At 71.2% G+C, this 20,375-nt stretch carries 20 protein-coding genes, 2 pseudogenes and 1 riboswitch; of the genes and pseudogenes, 21 read left to right on the top strand and 1 reads right to left on the bottom strand.

Translation table 11 applies throughout. The features are described from left to right. The first annotated feature begins 158 nt into the window (after positions 1 to 158). The 14 genes and pseudogenes from rimM to ACZ37P_RS23265 all read left to right on the top strand — a co-directional run bounded on the left by rimM (position 159) and on the right by ACZ37P_RS23265 (position 12,084). Positions 159 to 785, top strand: a complete 627-nt coding sequence (rimM, locus tag ACZ37P_RS23330; protein WP_467348447.1) for a ribosome maturation factor RimM — start codon at positions 159 to 161, stop codon at positions 783 to 785. 1 nt (position 786) lies between these two features. Beyond that, positions 787 to 1,608: a tRNA (guanosine(37)-N1)-methyltransferase TrmD gene (gene trmD, locus ACZ37P_RS23325; RefSeq protein WP_355346392.1), complete on the top strand. Its 822-nt coding sequence runs from the start codon at positions 787 to 789 to the stop codon at positions 1,606 to 1,608. Positions 1,609 to 1,748: 140 nt separating this feature from the next. Further along, positions 1,749 to 2,099 carry a 50S ribosomal protein L19 gene (gene rplS, locus ACZ37P_RS23320; RefSeq protein WP_093716565.1) on the top strand — a complete coding sequence of 117 codons (351 nt, stop codon included), beginning with the start codon at positions 1,749 to 1,751 and terminating at the stop codon, positions 2,097 to 2,099. A gap of 32 nt (positions 2,100 to 2,131) precedes the next feature. Next, complete coding sequence (gene lepB, locus ACZ37P_RS23315; RefSeq protein WP_355346395.1) at positions 2,132 to 2,893, top strand: signal peptidase I; 762 nt, start codon at positions 2,132 to 2,134, stop codon at positions 2,891 to 2,893. Continuing rightward, a pseudogene (gene lepB, locus ACZ37P_RS23310) lies at positions 2,886 to 3,620 on the top strand (signal peptidase I); the annotation flags it as partial. The gene lepB (ACZ37P_RS23315) and the pseudogene lepB (ACZ37P_RS23310), both read left to right, overlap by 8 nt. Before the next feature lie 280 nt (positions 3,621 to 3,900). After that, complete coding sequence (lepB, locus tag ACZ37P_RS23305) at positions 3,901 to 5,043, top strand: signal peptidase I (RefSeq protein ID WP_391161451.1); 1,143 nt, start codon at positions 3,901 to 3,903, stop codon at positions 5,041 to 5,043. A 97-nt stretch (positions 5,044 to 5,140) separates the two neighbouring features. Further along, positions 5,141 to 5,905 carry a signal peptidase I gene (lepB, locus tag ACZ37P_RS23300; RefSeq protein WP_355346404.1) on the top strand — a complete coding sequence of 255 codons (765 nt, stop codon included), beginning with the start codon at positions 5,141 to 5,143 and terminating at the stop codon, positions 5,903 to 5,905. A gap of 5 nt (positions 5,906 to 5,910) precedes the next feature. Next, positions 5,911 to 6,390 (top strand): NUDIX hydrolase, encoded by a 480-nt coding sequence (locus ACZ37P_RS23295; RefSeq protein ID WP_401723112.1) that lies wholly within the window; start codon positions 5,911 to 5,913, stop codon positions 6,388 to 6,390. Between the two features lie 40 nt (positions 6,391 to 6,430). Then, positions 6,431 to 6,757, top strand: coding sequence for a DUF2469 domain-containing protein (locus ACZ37P_RS23290; RefSeq protein WP_188281213.1), 327 nt, complete (start codon positions 6,431 to 6,433; stop codon positions 6,755 to 6,757). 124 nt (positions 6,758 to 6,881) lie between these two features. Next, positions 6,882 to 7,356 (top strand): annotated as a pseudogene (locus ACZ37P_RS23285) (YraN family protein). Further along, positions 7,356 to 8,987 carry a YifB family Mg chelatase-like AAA ATPase gene (locus tag ACZ37P_RS23280; protein ID WP_467348445.1) on the top strand — a complete coding sequence of 544 codons (1,632 nt, stop codon included), beginning with the start codon at positions 7,356 to 7,358 and terminating at the stop codon, positions 8,985 to 8,987. The pseudogene ACZ37P_RS23285 and the gene ACZ37P_RS23280 overlap by 1 nt, the downstream one beginning before the upstream one ends. 194 nt (positions 8,988 to 9,181) lie before the next feature. After that, the gene (dprA, locus tag ACZ37P_RS23275) at positions 9,182 to 10,348 is read left to right on the top strand and encodes a DNA-processing protein DprA (protein ID WP_467348443.1); all 1,167 of its coding nucleotides are present in this window, start codon (positions 9,182 to 9,184) and stop codon (positions 10,346 to 10,348) included. Positions 10,349 to 10,629: 281 nt separating this feature from the next. Next, entirely contained in the window at positions 10,630 to 11,466 is an 837-nt protein-coding gene (gene whiG / locus ACZ37P_RS23270) for an RNA polymerase sigma factor WhiG (protein ID WP_355346480.1), read from the top strand. A gap of 30 nt (positions 11,467 to 11,496) precedes the next feature. Beyond that, complete coding sequence (locus tag ACZ37P_RS23265; protein WP_355346483.1) at positions 11,497 to 12,084, top strand: TetR/AcrR family transcriptional regulator; 588 nt, start codon at positions 11,497 to 11,499, stop codon at positions 12,082 to 12,084. On the opposite strand, the gene ACZ37P_RS23260 is transcribed toward ACZ37P_RS23265, so the two are convergent. Next, on the bottom strand, positions 12,047 to 12,718 hold the full coding sequence (locus ACZ37P_RS23260; protein WP_467348440.1) for a peptidoglycan DD-metalloendopeptidase family protein: 672 nt from the start codon (positions 12,716 to 12,718) through the stop codon (positions 12,047 to 12,049). The genes ACZ37P_RS23265 and ACZ37P_RS23260 overlap by 38 nt on opposite strands. Positions 12,719 to 12,983: 265 nt before the next feature. On the opposite strand from ACZ37P_RS23260, the gene rpsB reads away from it, so the two are divergent. The 7 genes from rpsB (at position 12,984) to ACZ37P_RS23225 (ending at position 20,265) form a co-directional block, all read left to right on the top strand. Next, positions 12,984 to 13,922 carry a 30S ribosomal protein S2 gene (gene rpsB / locus ACZ37P_RS23255; RefSeq protein WP_391050341.1) on the top strand — a complete coding sequence of 313 codons (939 nt, stop codon included), beginning with the start codon at positions 12,984 to 12,986 and terminating at the stop codon, positions 13,920 to 13,922. A 173-nt stretch (positions 13,923 to 14,095) separates the two neighbouring features. Next, a complete protein-coding gene (gene tsf / locus ACZ37P_RS23250) occupies positions 14,096 to 14,932 on the top strand; it encodes a translation elongation factor Ts (RefSeq protein WP_391050340.1) in 837 nt (278 codons plus the stop codon). Between the two features lie 166 nt (positions 14,933 to 15,098). Further along, positions 15,099 to 15,857 (top strand): UMP kinase, encoded by a 759-nt coding sequence (gene pyrH, locus ACZ37P_RS23245; RefSeq protein ID WP_355346495.1) that lies wholly within the window; start codon positions 15,099 to 15,101, stop codon positions 15,855 to 15,857. 145 nt (positions 15,858 to 16,002) lie between these two features. Beyond that, positions 16,003 to 16,560, top strand: coding sequence for a ribosome recycling factor (gene frr, locus ACZ37P_RS23240; protein ID WP_188281238.1), 558 nt, complete (start codon positions 16,003 to 16,005; stop codon positions 16,558 to 16,560). A 191-nt stretch (positions 16,561 to 16,751) separates the two neighbouring features. Beyond that, positions 16,752 to 17,777 carry a phosphatidate cytidylyltransferase gene (locus ACZ37P_RS23235; protein WP_467348437.1) on the top strand — a complete coding sequence of 342 codons (1,026 nt, stop codon included), beginning with the start codon at positions 16,752 to 16,754 and terminating at the stop codon, positions 17,775 to 17,777. A gap of 87 nt (positions 17,778 to 17,864) precedes the next feature. After that, positions 17,865 to 18,971, top strand: coding sequence for a dual-specificity RNA methyltransferase RlmN (rlmN, locus tag ACZ37P_RS23230; RefSeq protein ID WP_355346501.1), 1,107 nt, complete (start codon positions 17,865 to 17,867; stop codon positions 18,969 to 18,971). Positions 18,972 to 19,062: 91 nt separating this feature from the next. Further along, positions 19,063 to 19,174: riboswitch (TPP riboswitch) on the top strand. Then, positions 19,168 to 20,265 (top strand): thiamine ABC transporter substrate-binding protein, encoded by a 1,098-nt coding sequence (locus ACZ37P_RS23225; protein WP_467348435.1) that lies wholly within the window; start codon positions 19,168 to 19,170, stop codon positions 20,263 to 20,265. It overlaps the preceding riboswitch by 7 nt. The last annotated feature ends 110 nt before the right edge of the window (positions 20,266 to 20,375 follow it).

Raw genomic sequence — 20,375 nt, 5'->3', positions numbered from 1 at the left:
TGCGGTGGTCGTAGTGGGGGCGCGGGGCGCGGTTCGAGAAAACAACAAAAAAACACCCCCCCCCCCCCCTCCTCCTCCCCCCCCCCCCCCCCCCCCCCCCCCCCCCCCGCGTTCGTACCCTTTTCATCCCTGTTCCGGAGTCGGAGAGTGAGCCGTACATGCAGTTGGTAGTCGGCAGGATCGGCCGCGCCCACGGCATCAAGGGCGAGGTCAGCGTCGAGGTGCGGACCGACGAGCCGGAGTTGCGGCTCGCGCCCGGAGCCGTCCTCGCCACCGACCCGGCCGCCACGGGCCCGCTGACCATCGCCACCGGACGCGTGCACAGCGGCCGGCTGATGCTGCGCTTCGAGGGCGTCGCCGACCGCACCGCCGCCGAAGCGCTGCGCAACACGCTGCTGATCGCCGAGGTCGACCCGGAGCAGACGCCGGAGGACCCCGAGGAGTTCTACGACCATCAGCTCATCGACCTCGACGTGGTGACGGTCGACGGCCGCGAGGTCGGCCGGATCGCCGAGATCAGCCATCTCCCGTACCAGGACCTGCTGATCGTCCGGCGGCCTGACGGCACCGAGGTGCTCATCCCGTTCGTCGGCGAGATCGTGCCGGAGATCGACCTGGAGGAGCAGCGCGCGGTGATCGACCCGCCGCCAGGGCTGCTGGACGAGGCCGACGCGGAAGTGGCGACGTCCGGCGAGGGCGCGGGCGGCGCCACGTCCGGCGACGCCACGGATGACGGGGCCACTGATGCCGACGCTACGTCCGGCGACGACGCGGACGGCGTGTGACATGCGGATCGACGTCGTCACGATCTTCCCCGAGTACCTGGAGCCGCTGAACGTCTCGCTGGTCGGCAAGGCACGGGCGAGCGGGCGGCTCGACGTGCGGGTGCACGACCTGCGCGGGTGGGCGTACGACCGGCACAACACGGTGGACGACACCCCGTACGGCGGCGGACCCGGCATGGTCATGAAGACCGGCCCCTGGGGCGAGGCGCTCGACCAGACCCTCGCCGACGGCTACGAGGCGGGCGCCCGCCGCCCCGCCCTCGTCGTCCCCACTCCCAGCGGCCGGCCCTTCAGCCAGGCGCTCGCCGTCGAACTCTCCGCCAGCCCCTGGCTGATCTTCACACCCGCCCGCTACGAGGGCATCGACACCCGCGTCACCGACGAGTACGCGACCCGGCTGCCGGTCCACGAGGTCTCCATCGGCGACTACGTGCTGGCCGGCGGCGAGGCGGCGGTCCTGGTGATCACCGAGGCGGTGGCCCGGCTGCTGCCCGGCGTCCTCGGCAACGCCGAGTCGCACCGCGACGACTCCTTCGCGCCGGGACCGATGGCCAATCTGCTGGAGGGCCCGGTCTACACCAAGCCGCCGCAGTGGCGCGGGCGCGGCATCCCCGACGTGCTGCTCAGCGGCCACCACGGCAAGGTCGCGCGCTGGCGGCGGGACGAGGCGCTGCGCCGTACCGTCGCCAACCGGCCCGATCTGGTGGAGCGTTGCGACCCCGCGGCCTTCGACAAGAAGGACCGTGAGATGCTCTCCATCCTCGGCTGGGGCCCCGGCCCCGACGGCCGATTTGGGCCCAGCCCGGAGGCCGTGGAAGAATGAGCCGCTGCTGTCCGTCCGGCGCGCGCCCCTGCCACAGGGGGAACGACGTCCGTCCGACGCGGCGGCACCCCATTTTTTGGCAAATCCGCATCGCGACATTCCGTCGATGACCTGTGGCATCGGCGAGGAAGCAGAATCTCATGCCCAACCTGATCGACAGCGTCAACAGCGCCTCGCTGCGCACCGACGTCCCGGCCTTCCGCCCCGGCGACACCGTCAACGTCCACGTGCGCGTCATCGAGGGCAACCGCTCCCGTGTGCAGCAGTTCAAGGGTGTTGTCATCCGCCGCCAGGGCGCGGGCATCAGCGAGACCTTCACGGTCCGCAAGGTCAGCTTCTCCGTCGGCGTCGAGCGCACGTTCCCCGTGCACACCCCGATCGTCGAGAAGATCGAGGTCGTCACCCGCGGTGACGTCCGTCGCGCGAAGCTGTACTACCTCCGTGAGCTGCGCGGCAAGGCCGCGAAGATCAAGGAGAAGCGCGACAACTGATCCACGGGAAGGCCGGATAAGCTCTGGCCTCGATGGACAGCGAAGCGACACTTCCGGAACGCGACCGTTCCTCTCCCGCCGACGAGGCGGATACGGAGGAGCGGTCGCGTTTCGTCGTGTCAGGACGCGATGCGGCGGGTCCTGGATCCCGGTCCCCGATGCGGGTCCTCGTGCGCGAGGCCGTGCCGCGCTGGTGGGCGGAGTGGCGGCGTACGGTGCTGCTCGCGGTCGGCTGCGTCGTCGCGCTGCTGCTGGTGAGCACGTATGTCGTGCAGCCCTTCCAAGTGCCCAGCGGCTCCATGGAGAACACGCTGCGGGTCGGCGACCGGGTGCTGGTCAACAAGCTGGCGTACCGTTTCGGCGGCCATCCGCGGCGCGGGGACGTGATCGTCTTCGACGGCGACGGATCGTTCACTCAGCAGGGTGGGACGGACTACGTGAAGCGCGTCATCGGCATCGGCGGCGACCGCGTCACCTGCTGCGACAAGCAGGGCAGGCTGCTGGTCAACGGCCGCCCGCTGGACGAGGGCTACCTCTTCCCCGGCGACGCGCCCTCGCGGGTACCTTTCGACATCGTGGTGCCGGACGGAAGGCTGTGGGTGATGGGCGACCACCGCGACGACTCCCGCGACTCACGGGACCACCTCGGGGAACCGGGCGGCGGCACCGTACCGCTCGGCAAGGTGATCGGCCGGGCCGAGTGGATCGGCTGGCCGTTCGGCCACTGGACCCGGCTCAACCGCCCCGCGACCTTCGCCGCCGTCCCCGCACCCGCCGCGGGTCACCATGGGTAACCGCGGGCGGCCCCGCTACGGCCACCACCGCGCCGCCCCGGTGACGGGCGCGGCGGGCTCCGGCGCGGGCGGCGCCCCGGGAAGCGGCGCGGGCGACGGCGCGTACGGCGGACCGCCCGGCGGCGGCAGCACCCGTATCGAGCGCCGCAAACTGGCCCGCAAGGTCAAGCGCAAGCGCCGCCGCTCGCTCGCCAGGGAGGTGCCGCTGCTGGTCATGGTGGCCCTGCTGATCGCGCTGGTGCTCAAGACGTTCCTGCTCCAGGCGTTCGTCATCCCGTCCGGGTCGATGGAGCAGACCATCAAGATCGGCGACCGGGTGCTGGTCGACAAGCTCACCCCGTGGTTCGGCGCCGAGCCGCACCGCGGTGACGTCGTGGTCTTCAAGGACCCCGGCGGCTGGCTGCCGCCCGAGGAGCAGAAGAAGCCCGACCCCGTGGTGATCAAGCAGGTGAAGCAGTTCTTCACCTACATCGGCCTGCTGCCGTCCGCCGACGAGCAGGACCTGATCAAGCGGGTCATCGGCGTCGGCGGCGACACCGTGAAGTGCTGCGACGCCGACGGGCGCATCACCGTCAACGGCGTGCCCCTCAGTGAGCCGTATCTTTACGCCGGTAATCCACCCTCAATGATGAAATTCACCGTGCACGTACCCCAGGGCAGGCTCTGGGTGATGGGCGACCACCGGTCGGATTCGGCCGACTCGCGGTACCACACGGACAAGCCCGGAGGCGGCACGATTCCGCTGAATCTGGTGGTGGGAAGGGCCTTCGTCATCGCCTGGCCGTTCGGTCACTGGGAGCGACTGAAGGAACCCGGCACGTTCGCGTCCGTCCCCGACGCGCAGGTGGCGGCGACCGCGGCCACAGCCGGGACGGCTAGGGTGGCCCAGGCCAACAACGGCCAAGGAACGAGCCAGACACCGACTCCTGCGGAACTCCCGCTCGTTATGGGAGTGGCGGGCCTGCGCCGGAAACGGGGCAGGCGGCGGACTGGAGTGAGGAGTGGATGTGGGGGACCTGGTGGTCGGCGCACGGTCTGGATCCGGCGAGCCCGAAAAAGGGGATGTCACGGTGCCGTCTGTCGACAAGTCGGAGGCCGATGGCCGAGTCCCCGAGCCCGCGGACAGTACGGAGTACGGCGGCGGGCAGTACCCGGGCGGCGGGTCGTACCCCGGCAGCCACGCCGATGCGGGTCAGGTTCCCGGCCAGGCTCCGGAGGCCCCCGCGGGGCCGGCGGACGGCACGGACCCGCGGGACCCCGCGGCGGGCGGTCCCGCTGACCGCCCCCAGGGCCCCGGCGGCCCCGGGGACCCCGGCTCGGGTGACGAGCCGCCGTCCCACTCCTCGGGCGGCTCCGCGAGCAAGAACCGGTCGTTCTGGAAGGAACTGCCGCTCCTGATCGGCATCGCGCTGGTCCTGGCGCTGCTGATCAAGACCTTCCTGGTGCAGGCGTTCTCCATCCCGTCCGACTCCATGCAGCACACGCTGGAGCGCGGCGACCGCGTCCTGGTCGACAAGCTCACCCCCTGGTTCGGCTCCAAGCCGAGCCGCGGCGAGGTCGTCGTCTTCCACGACCCGGGCGGCTGGCTCGGCGAGAATCCGCCCGCCAGCGGCAACGCGGTGACCAGGGGCGTGCAAAAGGGCCTCAGCTTCATCGGCCTGATGCCGTCCGCCGAGGAGAAGGACCTGATCAAGCGGGTCATCGGCGTCGGCGGCGACACGGTCGAGTGCAACGGCACGGGACCGGTGAAGGTCAACGGCAAGGCGCTGGACGAGCCGTACGTCTTCGCGGGCAACACCCCCTGCACTCCCGACCGGCCGTTCAAGGTCACCGTGCCCAAGGGCCGGATCTGGGTCATGGGCGACCACCGCCAGGACTCCCTCGACTCCCGCTACCACATGACGCTGCCCGGCGGCGGCACCGTGTCCGACAACGAGGTCGTCGGCCGCGCCGTGACGGTGGCCTGGCCGGTCAACCGCTGGGACTGGCTCTCCATCCCCAGCACCTTCAGCCAGCCGGGCATCAACGCGGCGGGCACCGCGGGCCCGGCCGCGGTGGGCCTCCTCGGTGCCGCGCCGCTGGTGCTGATGCGCCGCCGCAAGCTGCTGCGCGCACAGCCGCCGGTCACTGCGGAGACGGAAGAGGACTGACGGACGTACCCGGTCCGCGGCGGCGGGCGCCCGGTCGAGCACCGACGGGCGTCCGGGCCTACGGTCCGGGGCGTACCGCCGGGTAGGGTTCCGGTCCATGAGCAGCAGCAGTGCGATACGCAAGGGTGAGGGCCGGTTCGGACGTACGGTGTCCGGGCTGGCCATCGCTCTTGGCTGTGCCCTGTTCCTCGGCGGCTTCGCCTGGGGAGCGGTCGAGTACCGGCCGTACACAGTGCCCACCAATTCCATGCAGCCGACCGTGCAGCCGGGCGACCGGGTGCTGGCCCAGAAGGTCTCCGGCTCCGATGTGCGCCGCGGCGACGTGGTGGTCTTCCAGGACAAGCTCTGGGGCGACCTGCCCGAGGTCAAGCGGGTCGTCGGCGTCGGCGGCGACGTCGTCAAGTGCTGCGACACCCAGAGCCGCCTCACGGTGAACGGCACGGCGGTCGACGAAGAGGGCTATCTCGACGGCTCCGACGCCTCCGCCGCACCCGGTGGCTCCGGCCTTCCCGGCGTTCCCGCCTCCGTGACGAAGTTCAGCACCACGGTGCCGCGCGGCTCGCTCTTCCTGCTCGGTGACAACCGCGCGGTCTCCCAGGACTCCCGTATCCGCCTCAGCGACGCCCAGCACGGCGCGGTCCCCGTGAGCGCCGTGAAGGGCCGCGTGGACGGCACGGTGTGGCCCATGGGGCGGATGGGGACGCTGTCGCCCACGACCGCCTTCAAGGCCGTGCCGGGCGGCGGTACGTCCGCCGAGGGGCCGCTGCGCTGGATCGTCGTCATGGTGGTCGTGGGCGCCGTGCTGATTCTCGGCGGCGCGGCGTACGGACCGGTGGCCGGGCTGCTGAGGCGGCGCAGGTGACCGTGGTGCGTCGGCGCGTCGCCCGTGTGGTGCTGCTCGACCCGGCGGACCGGATCCTGCTGCTGAACGGCGTCGATCCGGCCGATCCGGCGGTGGGCTCGTGGTTCACGCCGGGCGGCGGGGTCGAGGGCGGTGAGAGCCTGGAGGAGACGGCGCTGCGCGAGCTCGCCGAGGAGACCGGCATCACCGATGTACGGCTCGGCCCGGTGCTGTGGGAGCGGACCAGCTCCTTCAGCTTCGACGGGCGGCGCTGGGAACAGGACGAGTGGTACCACCTGGGCCGTACCGACACCGTCGACATCGACACCAGCGGCCAGACGGACCTGGAACGCAGAAGTGTCTCGTCGTTGCGCTGGTGGACCTGCGAGGAACTTTTGCGCACTCGTGAGACGGTGTACCCCATCAGACTCGCTGAGCTGCTGCGTACGCTGCTCGGCGAAGGCCCCCCGCAATCCCCGATCCCCCTGGGGACGGAGCGCGACTGACGCACAATGGGGGGCACGTACGGCTGAAGGGGAACATGCCATGAGCGCCGAGGACCTCGAAAAGTACGAGACCGAGATGGAGCTGAAGCTCTACCGGGAGTACCGCGATGTCGTTGGCCTGTTCAAGTACGTGATCGAGACCGAGCGGCGCTTCTACCTCACCAACGACTACGAGATGCAGGTGCACTCGGTCCAGGGTGAGGTCTTCTTCGAGGTCTCGATGGCCGATGCCTGGGTCTGGGACATGTACAGGCCCGCCCGCTTCGTCAAGCAGGTCCGTGTCCTCACGTTCAAGGACGTGAACATCGAGGAGCTGAACAAGGCGGATCTGGATCTGCCGTCGGACGAGTCGGGCTTCAATAGTTGAAGCTGAGGCCCTTTTGAGGGGGCCTTCGGGGGTGCCGGTGCGCTCTTGGTGGGGCGTGGGCCGGGTGGTGGTGCGGGGCGCGGTGGGGGATCGCGGCGCGGGGTCGCGGCGCGGGCCCCGGTGCATGGGCGCGGTGCGGGGTCGCGGCGCGGGTCGCGGGGAGTTATCCACAGGCTGGGACCAAGATCATCTTTGGCGGTCGAACTCTGTCACAGTGAGTGACGGAGGTGGTACGCATGAACGCACGAGGTGCGCTGGGGCGGTACGGCGAGGGGCTGGCGGCCCGCAGGCTGGAGGACGCGGGACTGACCGTGCTCGACCGGAATTGGCGGTGCGGGCGCGACGGGGAGATCGACATTCTGGCGTCCGAGGGGGACGCCCTGGTGGTGTGCGAGGTGAAGACCCGCCGTGACGGCGGCTTCCAGCACCCCATGGCGGCGCTCGGGCCGCGGCAGATCCACCGGCTGCGGTCGCTCGCCGACCGCTGGGCGGCGGAACACGGCGGCGCGCCACCGGGCGGCGTGAGAATCGACCTGGTCGGCATCCTGCTGCCCGCCCGCGGCGCGGCCCGCGTCGAGCATGTGCGGGGGGTGGCGTGATGGGCTTCGCCCGTACGTGCTCGGTCGCGCTGATCGGCGTCGAAGGCGTCGTGGTCGAGGTCCAGGCCGACCTCGAACCCGGCGTGGCGGCCTTCGCCCTGGTCGGACTGCCCGACAAGAGCCTCACCGAGAGCCGCGACCGGGTGCGCGCCGCGATCGTGAACAGCGGCGAGGTCTGGCCGCAGAAGAAGCTCACCGTCGGCCTCAGCCCGGCCTCGGTGCCCAAGGGCGGTTCGGGGTTCGATCTCGCCGTGGCGTGTGCGATCCTCGCCGCCAACGACCGCATCGCCCCCGGATCCATCGCCGACCTCATGATGATCGGTGAGCTGGGACTCGACGGACGGGTCCGCCCGGTCCGCGGGGTGCTGCCCGCCGTCCTGGCGGCGGCCGACGCCGGATACCGGCACGTCGTGGTGCCGGAGCGCACCACGGCCGAGGCATCCCTGGTCCCCGGCGTCTCCGTCCTCGGCATCCGCACCCTGCGGCAGCTCGTCGCCCTCCTCAACGACGAGCTGGCCCCCGAGGAGGACCAGGACCCGGCGCGGGCGGACGGCCGCCCCGACCCGATACTGGCCGGGCTGACCGTGCCGGGCGGCGGCGTCGGGACCGGACTGGCCGGCGGCCTCGGCGACGCCACGCTCACCGGGCACGGCCCCGACCTGGCCGACGTCGCCGGACAGCGGACCGCCCGCACCGCGCTGGAGGTCGCCGCCGCCGGCGGACACCATCTGTATCTGAAGGGCCCGCCGGGCGCGGGCAAGACGATGCTCGCCGAGCGACTGCCCGGCATCCTGCCGCCGCTCACCCGCCAGGAGTCCCTGGAGGTCACCGCCGTCCACTCGGTGGCGGGCATCCTCCCGCCAGGACGGCCCATGGTCGACGCCCCGCCGTACTGCGCGCCGCACCACTCGGCCACCATGCCCTCGCTGGTCGGCGGCGGCAGCGGACTGCCCCGACCGGGTGCGGTCTCGCTCGCCCATCGCGGGGTGCTGTTCCTTGACGAGGCTCCGGAATTCAGCGTGCGGGCGCTGGAGGCGCTGCGGCAACCGCTCGAATCGGGCCATGTCGTGGTCGCCCGCGCGGCGGGCGTGATGCGGCTCCCGGCCCGCTTCATGCTGGTGCTCGCCGCCAACCCCTGTCCCTGCGGGCGCTACTCGATGCTGGGCGAGGGCTGCGACTGCTCGCCCACCGCCGTCCGCCGCTACCAGGGCAGGCTTTCTGGGCCGCTGCTGGACCGCGTCGACCTGCGCGTCGAAGTGGAATCCGTCAGCAGATCCGACCTCCTCGGCCAGGGCCCCGGCGAATCCACCGCCACCGTCGCCGCCCGGGTCGTCGCCGCCCGCGAGCGTGCCGCGACCCGCTACCGGGACACCCCCTGGAAGCTGAACAGCGAGATCCCCGGCCACGAGATGCGCACCCGCTGGCACGTCGCCCCCGGCGCCCTGCACCCCGCCGAGCGCGACATGGAACGCGGCCTGCTCACCGCCCGCGGCCTCGACCGCGTCCTGCGCGTCGCCTGGTCCCTCGCCGACCTCGCGGGCCACGACCGCCCCCACGTCGACGACGTCTTCCAGGCGCTCCACCTCAGGACCGGTGTCAGCCGCGGGGTGCCCGTAGCGGGAGGCGTGTGATGCGGCGGCGGAGGGGGTCGCCGGGCCCCGATGGGGCCGGGCCGCCGGGGGAGGAGACGGCCACTGGTTCAGCCGCCGAGGGTGGCGCAGGGAGGGTCCGGGGTTCGCAGGCCGCCGATGGCTCTCAGATCGGCCCCGCGGCCGGTGGGGCCGGTCCACCGACGCTGGCGGTGCCCCCGCCGACGGTGCCCGCTTTGGCGGTACCTGCCTTGGCGGCTGCCGTGCCGGAGGCGGAGCGGTTGGCGCGGGTGGCGATCACGCGGATCGCCGATCCCGGGGACGAGGTGGTGGGGCGGGCGCTGCGGGAGAGGGGAGCCGAAGAGGTGCTGCGCGCGCTACGGGAGGGGGAGGCACTGCCCGGAGCCGGTCCGCGCCGGACCGACGGATACCGGACGCGGTCGGTTCGGGCCGACCCCGAGGGGGATCTGGAGGCCGCACGCCGGGCCGGAGGACGGTTCGTCTGCCCCGAGGACGCCGACTGGCCGGGGCAGTTGGACGACCTCGGGCCGCAGCGCCCGTACGGCCTGTGGGTACGCGGGCAGCCGTCGCTACGGCTGTGGGCACTGCGCTCGGTGGCCGTGGTCGGCGCACGGGCCTGCACCGACTACGGCGCCCACATGGCGGCGCGGCTCGGCGGGGGACTGGCGCGGGCGGGCTGGGTGGTGGTCTCGGGAGCCGCCTACGGGGTGGACGGTGTGGTGCACCGGGGCGCGCTGCGGGCGGGCGGCGCCACCATCGGCGTGGTGGCCAGCGGCGTCGATGTGCCGTACCCGCCGGGCAACACCCAGTTGATCGGCGAGATCGCCGAACGCGGCCTGCTCGTCGGCGAACTGCCGCCGGGCGACCACCCCACCCGCAGCAGATTCGTGCTGCGGAACCGGGTGATCGCCGCCCTGACCCGCGGCACGGTGGTGGTCGAGGCGCGCTACCGCAGCGGTTCCCTGGTCACCGCGCGGCGGGCCGCCCAGTTGGGGCGGGTGACGATGGGGGTGCCGGGGCCCTGCACGAGCGGTCTGTCGGAAGGGGTGCACGAACTGCTGCGCGGGGACGCCGTGGTGGTGACCGACGCGGCCGAAGTCATCGAGATGGTGGGGGAGATCGGCGCCGACCTCGCACCCGCCCGCCGCGGACCCGTACTGCCGCGCGATCTGCTCGACCCGGTGGCGGCCCGCGTGCTGGAAGCGCTCCCCGGTCAAGGGGACGCCTGCGAAGAGGAGATCGCCCTCGCCGTGGGGTCCACCAGCGACGACACGCTGAGACGGCTCTACGAATTGCAGGCCCTCGGCTTCGTCGAACGCGACGACGGGCGGTGGAAGTTGGTCCGTACCGCGCACGACGGCGCGCCGCGTCGGGAGGGTTGACGCCATCGACACACCATCAGGTGACAGGAAACCGCCGTGACCTGGGACGATCGTAGGACCGGCCGTGGGCGGCCCAGCGGCCCACCATGATGACCCGAGGGGCTCCCGCGCGGGCCCCGTACCGGGCGGTATAGCCGGTCCGGTGAGCGCGCACCGGTAGAGGAACGTATCTGCGCATGTCCCATACGGATGATGTAGCAATAAGCGACACTATGGTCACGCTACGCTCGCGGAGGCTCGATTTCCCGCCCACGTCTCGGCAGAACGGCTCAAAACGGCACATGCCCCAGTACACCCCCGGGTCCGAGCGGGCGACGGCGGCGACCGCCCCCCGCACCTCCCCTCGGCCAGCCGCCCCCACGTCGCTCGACGAACTGTGGCGGACCTATAAGTCCACGGGGGACGCCCGGCTGCGGGAGCAGTTGATCCTGCACTACTCGCCGCTGGTGAAGTACGTGGCGGGCCGGGTCAGCGTCGGACTCCCGGCCAACGTCGAGCAGGCCGACTTCGTCTCCTCCGGGGTGTTCGGACTCATCGACGCGATCGAGAAGTTCGACCCGGAACGCGCGATCAAATTCGAGACCTACGCGATCACCCGTATCCGCGGCGCCATGATCGACGAACTGCGCGCGCTCGACTGGATCCCGCGCTCCGTCCGGCAGAAGGCGCGCGCCGTCGAACGCGCCTACGCCACCCTTGAGGCCAAGCTGCGCCGCACCCCGAGCGAGCCCGAGGTGGCGGCGGAGATGGGCGTCGGGATCGAAGACCTGCACGCGGTGTTCAGCGCGCTGTCCCTGGCCAACGTCGTCGCGCTGGAGGACCTCCTGCACGCGGGCGGCGAGGGCGGCGACCGGCTCAGCCTCGTCGACACCCTGGAGGACACCGGCGCCGACAACCCCGTCGAGGTCGCCGAGGACCGTGAGCTGCGCCGACTGCTCGCCCGCGCGGTCAACACCCTTCCCGAACGCGAGAAGACCGTCGTCACCCTCTACTACTACGAGGGCCTGACACTCGCCGAGATCGGCCAGGTACTCGGCGTCACCGAAAGCAGGGTCAGCCAGATCCACACCAAGTCCGTCCTCCAACTACGGGCAAAGCTGGCCGACGTCGGGCGGTGACAGGCGCGGCACAGTGTCTACAGTGGTGGGATGCCCAGGATTCGAGCGGCCTCGGTGGCCGAACACCGGACGATGCAGCGCCAGGCCCTGCTGGACGCCGCGCGTTCGCTGCTGTCCGAGGGCGGCACGGAGGCGCTGACCTTCCCCGCCCTGGCCGAGCGCACCGGACTGGCGCGCTCCTCGGTCTACGAGTACTTCCGCTCCCGCGCCGCGGTGGTCGAAGAGCTGTGCGCCGTGGACTTCCCCGTCTGGGCCGCCGAGGTCGAGGCCGCCATGCAGGCCGCCGACACCGCCGAGGGTCAGATCGAGGCCTACGTACGCAGCCAGCTCGCGCTGGTCGGCGACCGCCGCCACCGCGCCGTCGTCGCGATCTCCGCCGGTGAACTGGACGCGGGCGCCCGCGAGAAGATCCGCGCCGCCCACGGCGGCCTGGTCACGATGGTCGGCGCCGCCCTCGCGGCCCTCGGCCACGCCGAGCCCCGCCTGACCGCCATGCTCCTGCAAGGCGTGGTCGACGCCGCGGTCCGCCGGATCGAACTCGGCGCCGCAGAAGACCCCGTTCACATCACCGAGTCGGCCGTCACGATGGCGCTGCACGGGGTGACCGGCCGCCCCTGACCCGGGCTGCCGCCTCCGCTTTCCGTTCCGTCCCGCCCGCCGCCGCGCCGAACACCGGCAGCAGCCGGGAGGGCCCCGCGCGCAGCAGCCACGGCGGCAGCAGGGTCAACGGGTCGAGGTAGACGTCACCCCGCAGGAGGCCCCAGTGGAGGCAACCGGGTGAGCGGTGGACGGCGGAGTCGGTCACCACTCCCAGCGGGCCGCCCGCGGCGAGCCGGGTGCCGACCGCGACCGTCCCCCGTACCGGCTCATAGGTGACGCGCAGGCTCGCGTCCGGCCGGTCGAGCCGCAGCACGACGACATCGGTGCCCGCCACCTTCCCCGCGAAGGTCACCTCGCCGGGAGCCGCCGCCCGCACCACGCTCCCCGGCCCCGCGCGTAAGTCGACCCCGCGGTGTCCCGCGGCATAGGGCGTCGCGGGCGGCTCGAAGGCGCGCAGCACCGCCGGCCGCCCCCGTACTCCCGGCCCTGTCACGGGCCAGCAGCGCGCGTCCGAGCCGGCGCCCGCGCACCCCCCGCCGCCCGCCGTACCGGCGCCGCCAGCCGTCCCCGTGCCGCCCGCCGTCCCCGTGCCGCCGGGGAGGGCCGTCAGCAGAGCCGTCATCACCACCGTCAACCACATGTGAAGTGCCATGGCACGAGCATCCCGGATCCGGGCGGCGAAAGATGATCATGGTCCTGGCCTGTGGATAACTCGGGTGTCGCCCGGCACTCCACCGGTCCCGTACACTTTCTCTGGCGATCCGGGTCACCGGGTCGACTTCGCACGCCCCGCCACCCACTCCCCTCATCGGGACGGTGGCCGCGCCCCTCGGTCCCTCGTGGCACGGCGCGTCGGGACGTCAGGCGCGACCGCCGTCCGGCGGTCGCGATAACCGAGTACCTCAAGGAGTACGGCCATGGCCGTCGTCACGATGCGGGAGCTGCTGGAGAGCGGCGTCCACTTCGGGCACCAGACCCGTCGCTGGAACCCGAAGATGAAGCGCTTCATCTTCACCGAGCGCAATGGCATCTACATCATCGACCTGCTCCAGTCGCTGTCGTACATCGACCGCGCCTACGAGTTCGTCAAGGAGACCGTCGCGCACGGCGGCTCCATCATGTTCGTCGGCACCAAGAAGCAGGCGCAGGAAGCCATCGCGGAGCAGGCCTCCCGCGTCGGCATGCCCTACGTCAACCAGCGCTGGCTGGGCGGCATGCTCACCAACTTCTCGACTGTCTACAAGCGCCTCCAGCGCCTGAAGGAGCTCGAGGAGATCGACTTCGACGACGTGGCCGCGTCCGGCCTCACGAAGAAGGAGCTGCTGGTCCTCTCCCGCGAGAAGGACAAGCTGGAGAAGACCCTCGGCGGCATCCGCGAGATGCAGAAGGTGCCGAGCGCCGTCTGGATCGTCGACACCAAGAAGGAGCACATCGCCGTCGGTGAGGCGCGCAAGCTCCGCATCCCGGTCGTCGCGATCCTCGACACCAACTGCGACCCCGACGAGGTCGACTACAAGATCCCGGGCAACGACGACGCGATCCGTTCCGTCACGCTGCTCACCCGTGTGATCGCCGACGCCGTCGCCGAGGGCCTCATCGCCCGCTCCGGTGCCGCCACCGGTGACAAGAAGGCCGAAGGCGTCGCCGAGCCGCTCGCCGAGTGGGAGCGTGACCTGCTCGAGGGCGAGAAGAAGGCCGACGAGGCGCCCGCCGCCGACGCGACCGCCGCCGCTGCCGAGGCACCCGCCGCCGAGGCCGAGGCTCCGGCCGACGCCGCTCCGGCCGACGCCGAGACCGCCGAGGCTCCGGCCGACGCCGCCCCGGCCGCCACGGAGGGCGAGTCCGAGCAGGCCTGAGCCTGTTCCGACCCGTACCGACGGCACACCGGCACCACCGGTCAACCGCACAGCAGCAGGACGCGTATCGCGTACGACGCGTACGACGTGAACCACGCGTGACGACGGCGGGGGCCCATGCCCCCGCCGTCCACCCGTAGATCCACCGACCATTCGGGAAGAGACTTAAACCCATGGCGAACTTCACCGCCGCTGACGTCAAGAAGCTCCGCGAGCTGACCGCCGCGGGCATGATGGACTGCAAGAACGCCCTTGTGGAGGCCGAAGGCGACCTGGACAAGGCCGTCGAGATCCTTCGGGTCAAGGGCCAGAAGGGCGTCACCAAGCGCGAGGGCCGCTCGGCCTCCAACGGTGCGGTCGTCTCCCTGATCGCCGCCGACAACTCCGAGGGCGTCCTCGTCGAGCTGAAGTGCGAGACGGACTTCGTCGCCAAGGGCGACAAGTTCGTCGCCGTGGCCGACGCCATCGCCGCCCACGTCGCCGCCAGCAAGCCGGCCGACATCACGGCACTGCTCGGCTCCGAGATCAAGGACGGCCAGACCGTCCAGGCGTACGTGGACGAGGCGAACGCCACCCTCGGCGAGAAGATCGTGCTCGACCGCTTCGCCCAGTTCTCCGGCACCTACGTGACCTCCTACCTGCACCGCACCAGCCCCGACCTGCCCCCGCAGGTCGGCGTCCTGGTCGAGCTGGACAAGGCCGACGCGCAGGTCGCCAAGGACGTCGCCCAGCACATCGCCGCCTTCGCGCCGACCGCCCTGTCCCGCGACGAGATCCCGGCCGAGACGGTCGAGAACGAGCGTCGCGTCGCCGAGGCCACCGCCCGCGAGGAGGGCAAGCCCGAGGCCGCCCTGGCGCGCATCGTCGAGGGCCGGGTGAACGGCTTCTTCAAGGAGAACGTCGTCCTGGAGCAGGCCTTCGCGAAGGACTCCAAGAAGACCGTCCAGAAGGTGCTGGACGAGGCCGGCGTCACGCTGAAGCGTTTCGCGCGTTTCCGCGTCGGCGTCTGATCGCGCTGGACACGAAAGCAGCGAATGACCGACGGCCCGGCTAGGGTCGTACGCGGTCGGCCGCCCGCCGACCGGCCGCAGATGTGACGAGGAGGCCATTGCCGTACAGGGAACCCACGAGGACCCGCGGCAATGGCCTCCTTCGTACGTGCACGAGGAGATCTCCATGGACAAAGGCGCCGATACGGCCCACCACACCACCGCCCACCGCCGCTATCTGCTGAAGCTGTCCGGCGAGGCGTTCGCCGGGGGAGGCGGTCTCGGAGTCGATCCCGACGTCGTGCACGCCATCGCCCGCGAGATCGCCGCGGTCGTCGCGGACGGCTACGAGATCGCCCTCGTCGTCGGCGGCGGCAACTTCTTCCGCGGCGCAGAACTCCAGCAGCGCGGCATGGACCGGGCCCGCTCGGACTACATGGGCATGCTCGGCACGGTCATGAACTGCCTGGCCCTCCAGGACTTCCTGGAGAAGGAGGGCGTCGAGACCCGCGTGCAGACCGCGATCACCATGGGCCAGGTCGCCGAGCCGTACATCCCGCTGCGGGCCGTACGGCACCTGGAGAAGGGCCGCGTCGTCATCTTCGGCGCCGGTATGGGCATGCCGTACTTCTCCACCGACACCACCGCCGCCCAGCGGGCCCTGGAGATCGACGCGGCGGCCATGCTGATGGGCAAGAACGGGGTCGACGGGGTCTACGACTCCGACCCCAAGCTGAACCCGGACGCGGTGAAGTTCGACGCCCTGGAGTACGGCGAGGTCATCACCCGCGACCTGCGGGTCGCCGACCTCACCGCGATCACCCTCTGCCAGGACAACAAGCTGCCGATCCTCGTCTTCGAGCTGCTCGCCGAAGGGAACATCGCGCGGGCCGTGAAGGGTGAGAAGATCGGCACGCTGGTCAACGACCGGGGCTCCAGGGCTTAATGACCGCCCGAGCGCCGGGTGGTGACACGTCCCGGTTCGCCCGGTCCGGGGATGGACAACAGGCTGCCGGTCGGACACCGTGCAGGAAAGACGCGCGCAGGGGCCCGACCGTCAGGCTCCGCCTTCTGAATACCAGGAGCACATGGTGATTGAAGAGACCCTCCTCGAGGCCGAGGAGAAGATGGAGAAGGCCGTCGTCGTCGCCAAGGAGGACTTCGCGGCGATCCGTACCGGCCGGGCGCACCCCGCGATGTTCAACAAGATCGTGGCCGAGTACTACGGCGCGCCCACCCCGATCAACCAGCTCGCCTCGTTCGCGGTGCCCGAGCCGCGGATGGCGGTGATCACCCCCTTCGACAGCAGCAGTCTGCGCAACATTGAGGAGGCGATCCGCAACTCCGACCTCGGCGTCAACCCGAGCAACGACGGCCGGATCATCCGGGTGGCGTTCCCGCAGCTCACCGAGGAGCGGCGCCGGGAGTACATCAAGGTCGCCAAGACCAAGGGCGAGGACGCCAAGATCTCGATCCGCAGCGTCCGCCGCAAGGCCAAGGAGACCCTCGACAAGCTCGTCAAGGACGGCGAGTCGGGCGAGGACGAGGTGCGCCGCGCGGAGAAGGAGCTGGACGACACGACGTCGAAGTACGTCGCCCAGGTCGACGAGCTGCTCAAGCACAAGGAAGCCGAGCTGCTGGAGGTCTGACCGGGCCGGGCCCCCGGGCCCGCCCCGGAAACACCGCCCCGGACATCTCAGTCCGTCCGGACACGCCCGTCCGGACACGCCCGTCCTGGCGCCGTTCCTGACGCCCGTCCGGACACCGGCAGTACGACCGTATGCACGATCCCGCCCTCAGCCCTTCCCGGCCGACACACGACGACGCGAGGCGAAGCTCAGTGAACGACTCTTCCTGGGGCGCTTCGCCACGCGCCGGTCACTGGGGAGCGCCCGAGGACACGGTCACCAACGGCGCGGCCGACGGCTCGATTGCGGATGAAACGATCATCTATCCGGCGGGTTCCGCACCCGATTCCGGGCGCGGCAGGAAGACTCCTCCTATGCCAACCGCCCCGGAGCCGACACCGCCGCCGCAGCCCCCCGCGAAGAAGTCCGCAGGGCGGAATCTGCGCGCGGCGATAGGGGTCGGCCTCGGCCTCGGCGCGGTCATCGTCGCCTCGCTCTTCATCGTGAAGGCGGTGTTCGTCGGCGTCGTGGTCGTCGCCGCCGCCGTCGGCGTCTGGGAGCTGACCTCGCGGCTGGCGGAGCGCAAGGGCATCCGCGCCCCGCTGATCCCGATCGCGGCCGGCGGTACGGCGATGATCATCGCCGGGTATCTGCGCGGCGCGGACGGCGCCTGGGTGGCGATGGCCCTCACCGCGCTCGCCATCCTCGTGTGGCGCATGACGGAGCCGCCCGAGAACTACCTGCGCGATGTCACCGCCGGCGTCTTCGCCGCCTTCTACGTGCCCTTCCTGGCCACCTTCGTGGTCATGATGCTCGCCGCCGACGACGGCCCGCGGCGCGTCCTGGTCTTCCTGCTGCTCACCGTGATCAGCGACACCGGCGCCTACGCCGTCGGCTGGCGCTTCGGCAAGCACAAGCTCGCGCCCCGCATCAGCCCCGGCAAGACCCGCGAGGGCCTGCTCGGCGCGATCTCCTTCGCCATGGTCGCGGGCGCCCTGCTCATGCAGTACGTCATCGACGACGGCCGCTGGTGGCAGGGCCTCCTCCTCGGCCTCGCCGCCGCCGTCAGCGCCACCCTCGGCGACCTCGGCGAATCCATGATCAAGCGCGACCTCGGCATCAAGGACATGGGCACCCTCCTGCCGGGCCACGGCGGCATCATGGACCGCCTCGACTCCCTGCTCCCCACCGCCCCCGTCGTCTGGCTCCTCCTGGCCGTCTTCGTCGGCACCGGCTGACCCCCCGACGGCCCGCCGCCCGAGCGACAGCCCCCGGACCAGCGGGCGACCGGCCGACCCATTTCGATCTGCGACACTTGTCAGATCATGCCTGTACCCGGAGAACTCACTTTTGCCGCGCCGCGTGGGGCCAAGAAGCCGCCGCGGCACCTTGCCGACCTCACTCCCGTCGAGCGGCGGGAGGCGGTGGCCGCGCTCGGGGAGAAGCCGTTCCGGGCGAAGCAACTGTCGCAGCACTACTTCGCGCGGTACGCCGACGATCCGGCGGCGTGGACGGACATTCCGGCCGCGGCGCGGGGGAAGCTGGCGGAGGACCTGCTGCCGGAGCTGATGACGGTGGTGCGGCACGCGTCGTGCGACGACGGGGACACCCGTAAGACGCTGTGGAAGCTGTTCGACGGGACGCTCGTCGAGTCGGTGCTGATGCGGTACCCGGACCGGGTCACGATGTGCATCTCCTCGCAGGCGGGCTGCGGCATGAACTGCCCGTTCTGCGCGACCGGGCAGGCCGGTCTCGACCGGAATCTGTCCACCGCCGAGATCGTGCACCAGATCGTCGCGGGCATGAAGAGCCTGCGCGACGGCGAGGTGCCCGGGGGGCCCGCGCGGCTGTCGAACATCGTCTTCATGGGGATGGGCGAGCCGCTGGCCAACTACAAGCGCGTGATCGGCGCGATCCGCCGCCTCACCGACCCCGAGCCGGACGGCCTCGGCCTGTCGCAGCGCGGCATCACCGTCTCCACGGTCGGCCTGGTCCCGGCGATCTACCGGTTCGCCGACGAGGGGCTGAAGTGCCGCCTCGCGGTCTCGCTGCACGCGCCCGACGACGAGCTGCGCGACACCCTGGTGCCGGTCAACACCCGCTGGAAGGTCCGCGAGGTGCTGGACGCGGCCTGGCACTACGCCGAGGTCTCCGGCCGCCGGATCTCCATCGAGTACGCGCTGATCCGGGACATCAACGACCAGGCGTGGCGCGCGGACCGGCTCGGCCGGATGCTGAAGAACCACCGGGTGCACGTCAATCTGATCCCGCTCAACCCCACGCCCGGCTCCAAGTGGACGGCCTCCCGGCCGGAGGACGAGCGGGCGTTCGTCGCCGCGCTCGAGTCCCACGGCGTGCCCGTGACCGTACGGGACACCCGCGGCCAGGAGATCGACGGCGCGTGCGGCCAGCTCGCGGCCTCGGAGCGCTGAGGCGCCGGGCGCGATAGGGGCCCGGCGCTGACCAGCCCTTTCGCACCTGCTGCTATCGTGCTCGTGCAATCACACAAGTACGTACAAGTGAACATTCCGACAGGGGAGCGCCTGAGACGGCGCTGAGAGTGCGGCCCACGAGACCGCAGACCCTCGGACCTGATCCGGGTCATACCGGCGTAGGGAGTCTGCACAGATGAACACCATCCGTCGGCGTGCCATCGGCGCGCTCGTCCTGGCCACGGTCGGCGCCACCGCGCTCGCCGCGTGCGGCAGCGACTCGGGCGGCACCAAGACCAGCGGCGGCAGCACGTCCAAGACCGTGACGCTGGTCAGCCACGACTCCTTCGCGGCGTCCGACGCCGTGCTCAAGGACTTCACCAAGGAGACCGGCTACACGGTCAAGGTACTGCGCGGCGGAGACGCGGGCGCGGCCGTCAACCAGGCGATCCTCACCAAGGACCACCCGCAGGGCGACGTCTTCTTCGGCGTCGACAACACGCTGCTGTCCCGCGCGCTCGACAACGGCCTGTTCACCCCGTACGCGGCCAAGGGCCTCGACCAGGTGCCCGCCGACCTCCAACTCGACGCGGCCAAGCACCGGGTGACGCCCATCGACTCCGGTGACGTCTGCGTCAACTACGACCGGGCGTACTTCACCGCGCACAAGCTGGCCCCGCCCGCCACCTTCGCGGACCTGGTCAAGCCGGAGTACAAGAACCTGCTGGTCACCGAGAACGCCGCGACGTCCTCGCCCGGTCTGGCCTTCCTGCTCGGCAGCGCCGCCGCCTACGGGGACTCCGACTGGCAGTCGTACTGGAAGAAGCTCAAGGCCAACGGCGTCGAGGTCGTGGACGGTTGGGAGCAGGCGTACAACGACCGCTTCTCCGGCTCCTCGGCAGGCAAGAAGGCCAAGGGCGACAAGCCGCTGGTCGTGTCGTACGCGTCCAGCCCGCCCGCCGAGGTCGTGGGCGTCACCCCCGCGCCCGCCCAGTCCCCGACCGGGGTCTCCACCGGCACCTGCTTCCGGCAGATCGAATTCGCCGGGCTGCTGCACGGCGCGAAGAACACCGCGGGCGGCCAGGCGCTGATCGACTTCCTGCTGAGCAGGACGTTCCAGGAGGACATGCCCCTCCAGATGTACGTCGACCCGGTGCGCAAGGACGCCGCCGAGCCCGAGGTGTTCACCAAATACGGCGCGAAGATCACCGACCCGAAGACGCTGGCGCCCGACAAGATCGCCGCCAAGCGCGACGAGTGGGTCAAGGCATGGTCGTCGATCGTCCTCAAGTGACGCCCGGCGCCGAAAAGACGGACGCGGCCGATACGTCGGGCCACGCCGATACGTCGGACACGACCGATACGTCGGACACGACCGGCACGGCGGACGCGACCGATACGACG

The sequence above is a fragment of the Streptomyces sp. NPDC024632 genome, from assembly GCF_055559175.1.
This window is presented reverse-complemented; position numbering and strand designations above follow the sequence as displayed.

Excerpts from the sequence above, each read along its gene's own strand:
- rimM (WP_467348447.1), top strand. The coding sequence starts at position 159 with ATGCAGTTGGTAGTCGGCAGGATCGGCCGCGCCCACGGCATCAAGGGC.
- trmD (WP_355346392.1), top strand. The coding sequence starts at position 787 with ATGCGGATCGACGTCGTCACGATCTTCCCCGAGTACCTGGAGCCGCTG.
- rplS (WP_093716565.1), top strand. The coding sequence starts at position 1,749 with ATGCCCAACCTGATCGACAGCGTCAACAGCGCCTCGCTGCGCACCGAC.
- lepB (WP_355346395.1), top strand. The coding sequence starts at position 2,132 with ATGGACAGCGAAGCGACACTTCCGGAACGCGACCGTTCCTCTCCCGCC.
- lepB (WP_355346404.1), top strand. The coding sequence starts at position 5,141 with ATGAGCAGCAGCAGTGCGATACGCAAGGGTGAGGGCCGGTTCGGACGT.
- ACZ37P_RS23290 (WP_188281213.1), top strand. The coding sequence starts at position 6,431 with ATGAGCGCCGAGGACCTCGAAAAGTACGAGACCGAGATGGAGCTGAAG.
- ACZ37P_RS23280 (WP_467348445.1), top strand. The coding sequence starts at position 7,356 with ATGGGCTTCGCCCGTACGTGCTCGGTCGCGCTGATCGGCGTCGAAGGC.
- whiG (WP_355346480.1), top strand. The coding sequence starts at position 10,630 with ATGCCCCAGTACACCCCCGGGTCCGAGCGGGCGACGGCGGCGACCGCC.
- ACZ37P_RS23265 (WP_355346483.1), top strand. The coding sequence starts at position 11,497 with ATGCCCAGGATTCGAGCGGCCTCGGTGGCCGAACACCGGACGATGCAG.
- ACZ37P_RS23260 (WP_467348440.1), bottom strand. The coding sequence starts at position 12,718 with ATGGCACTTCACATGTGGTTGACGGTGGTGATGACGGCTCTGCTGACG.
- rpsB (WP_391050341.1), top strand. The coding sequence starts at position 12,984 with ATGGCCGTCGTCACGATGCGGGAGCTGCTGGAGAGCGGCGTCCACTTC.
- tsf (WP_391050340.1), top strand. The coding sequence starts at position 14,096 with ATGGCGAACTTCACCGCCGCTGACGTCAAGAAGCTCCGCGAGCTGACC.
- pyrH (WP_355346495.1), top strand. The coding sequence starts at position 15,099 with ATGGACAAAGGCGCCGATACGGCCCACCACACCACCGCCCACCGCCGC.
- rlmN (WP_355346501.1), top strand. The coding sequence starts at position 17,865 with ATGCCTGTACCCGGAGAACTCACTTTTGCCGCGCCGCGTGGGGCCAAG.
- ACZ37P_RS23225 (WP_467348435.1), top strand. The coding sequence starts at position 19,168 with ATGAACACCATCCGTCGGCGTGCCATCGGCGCGCTCGTCCTGGCCACG.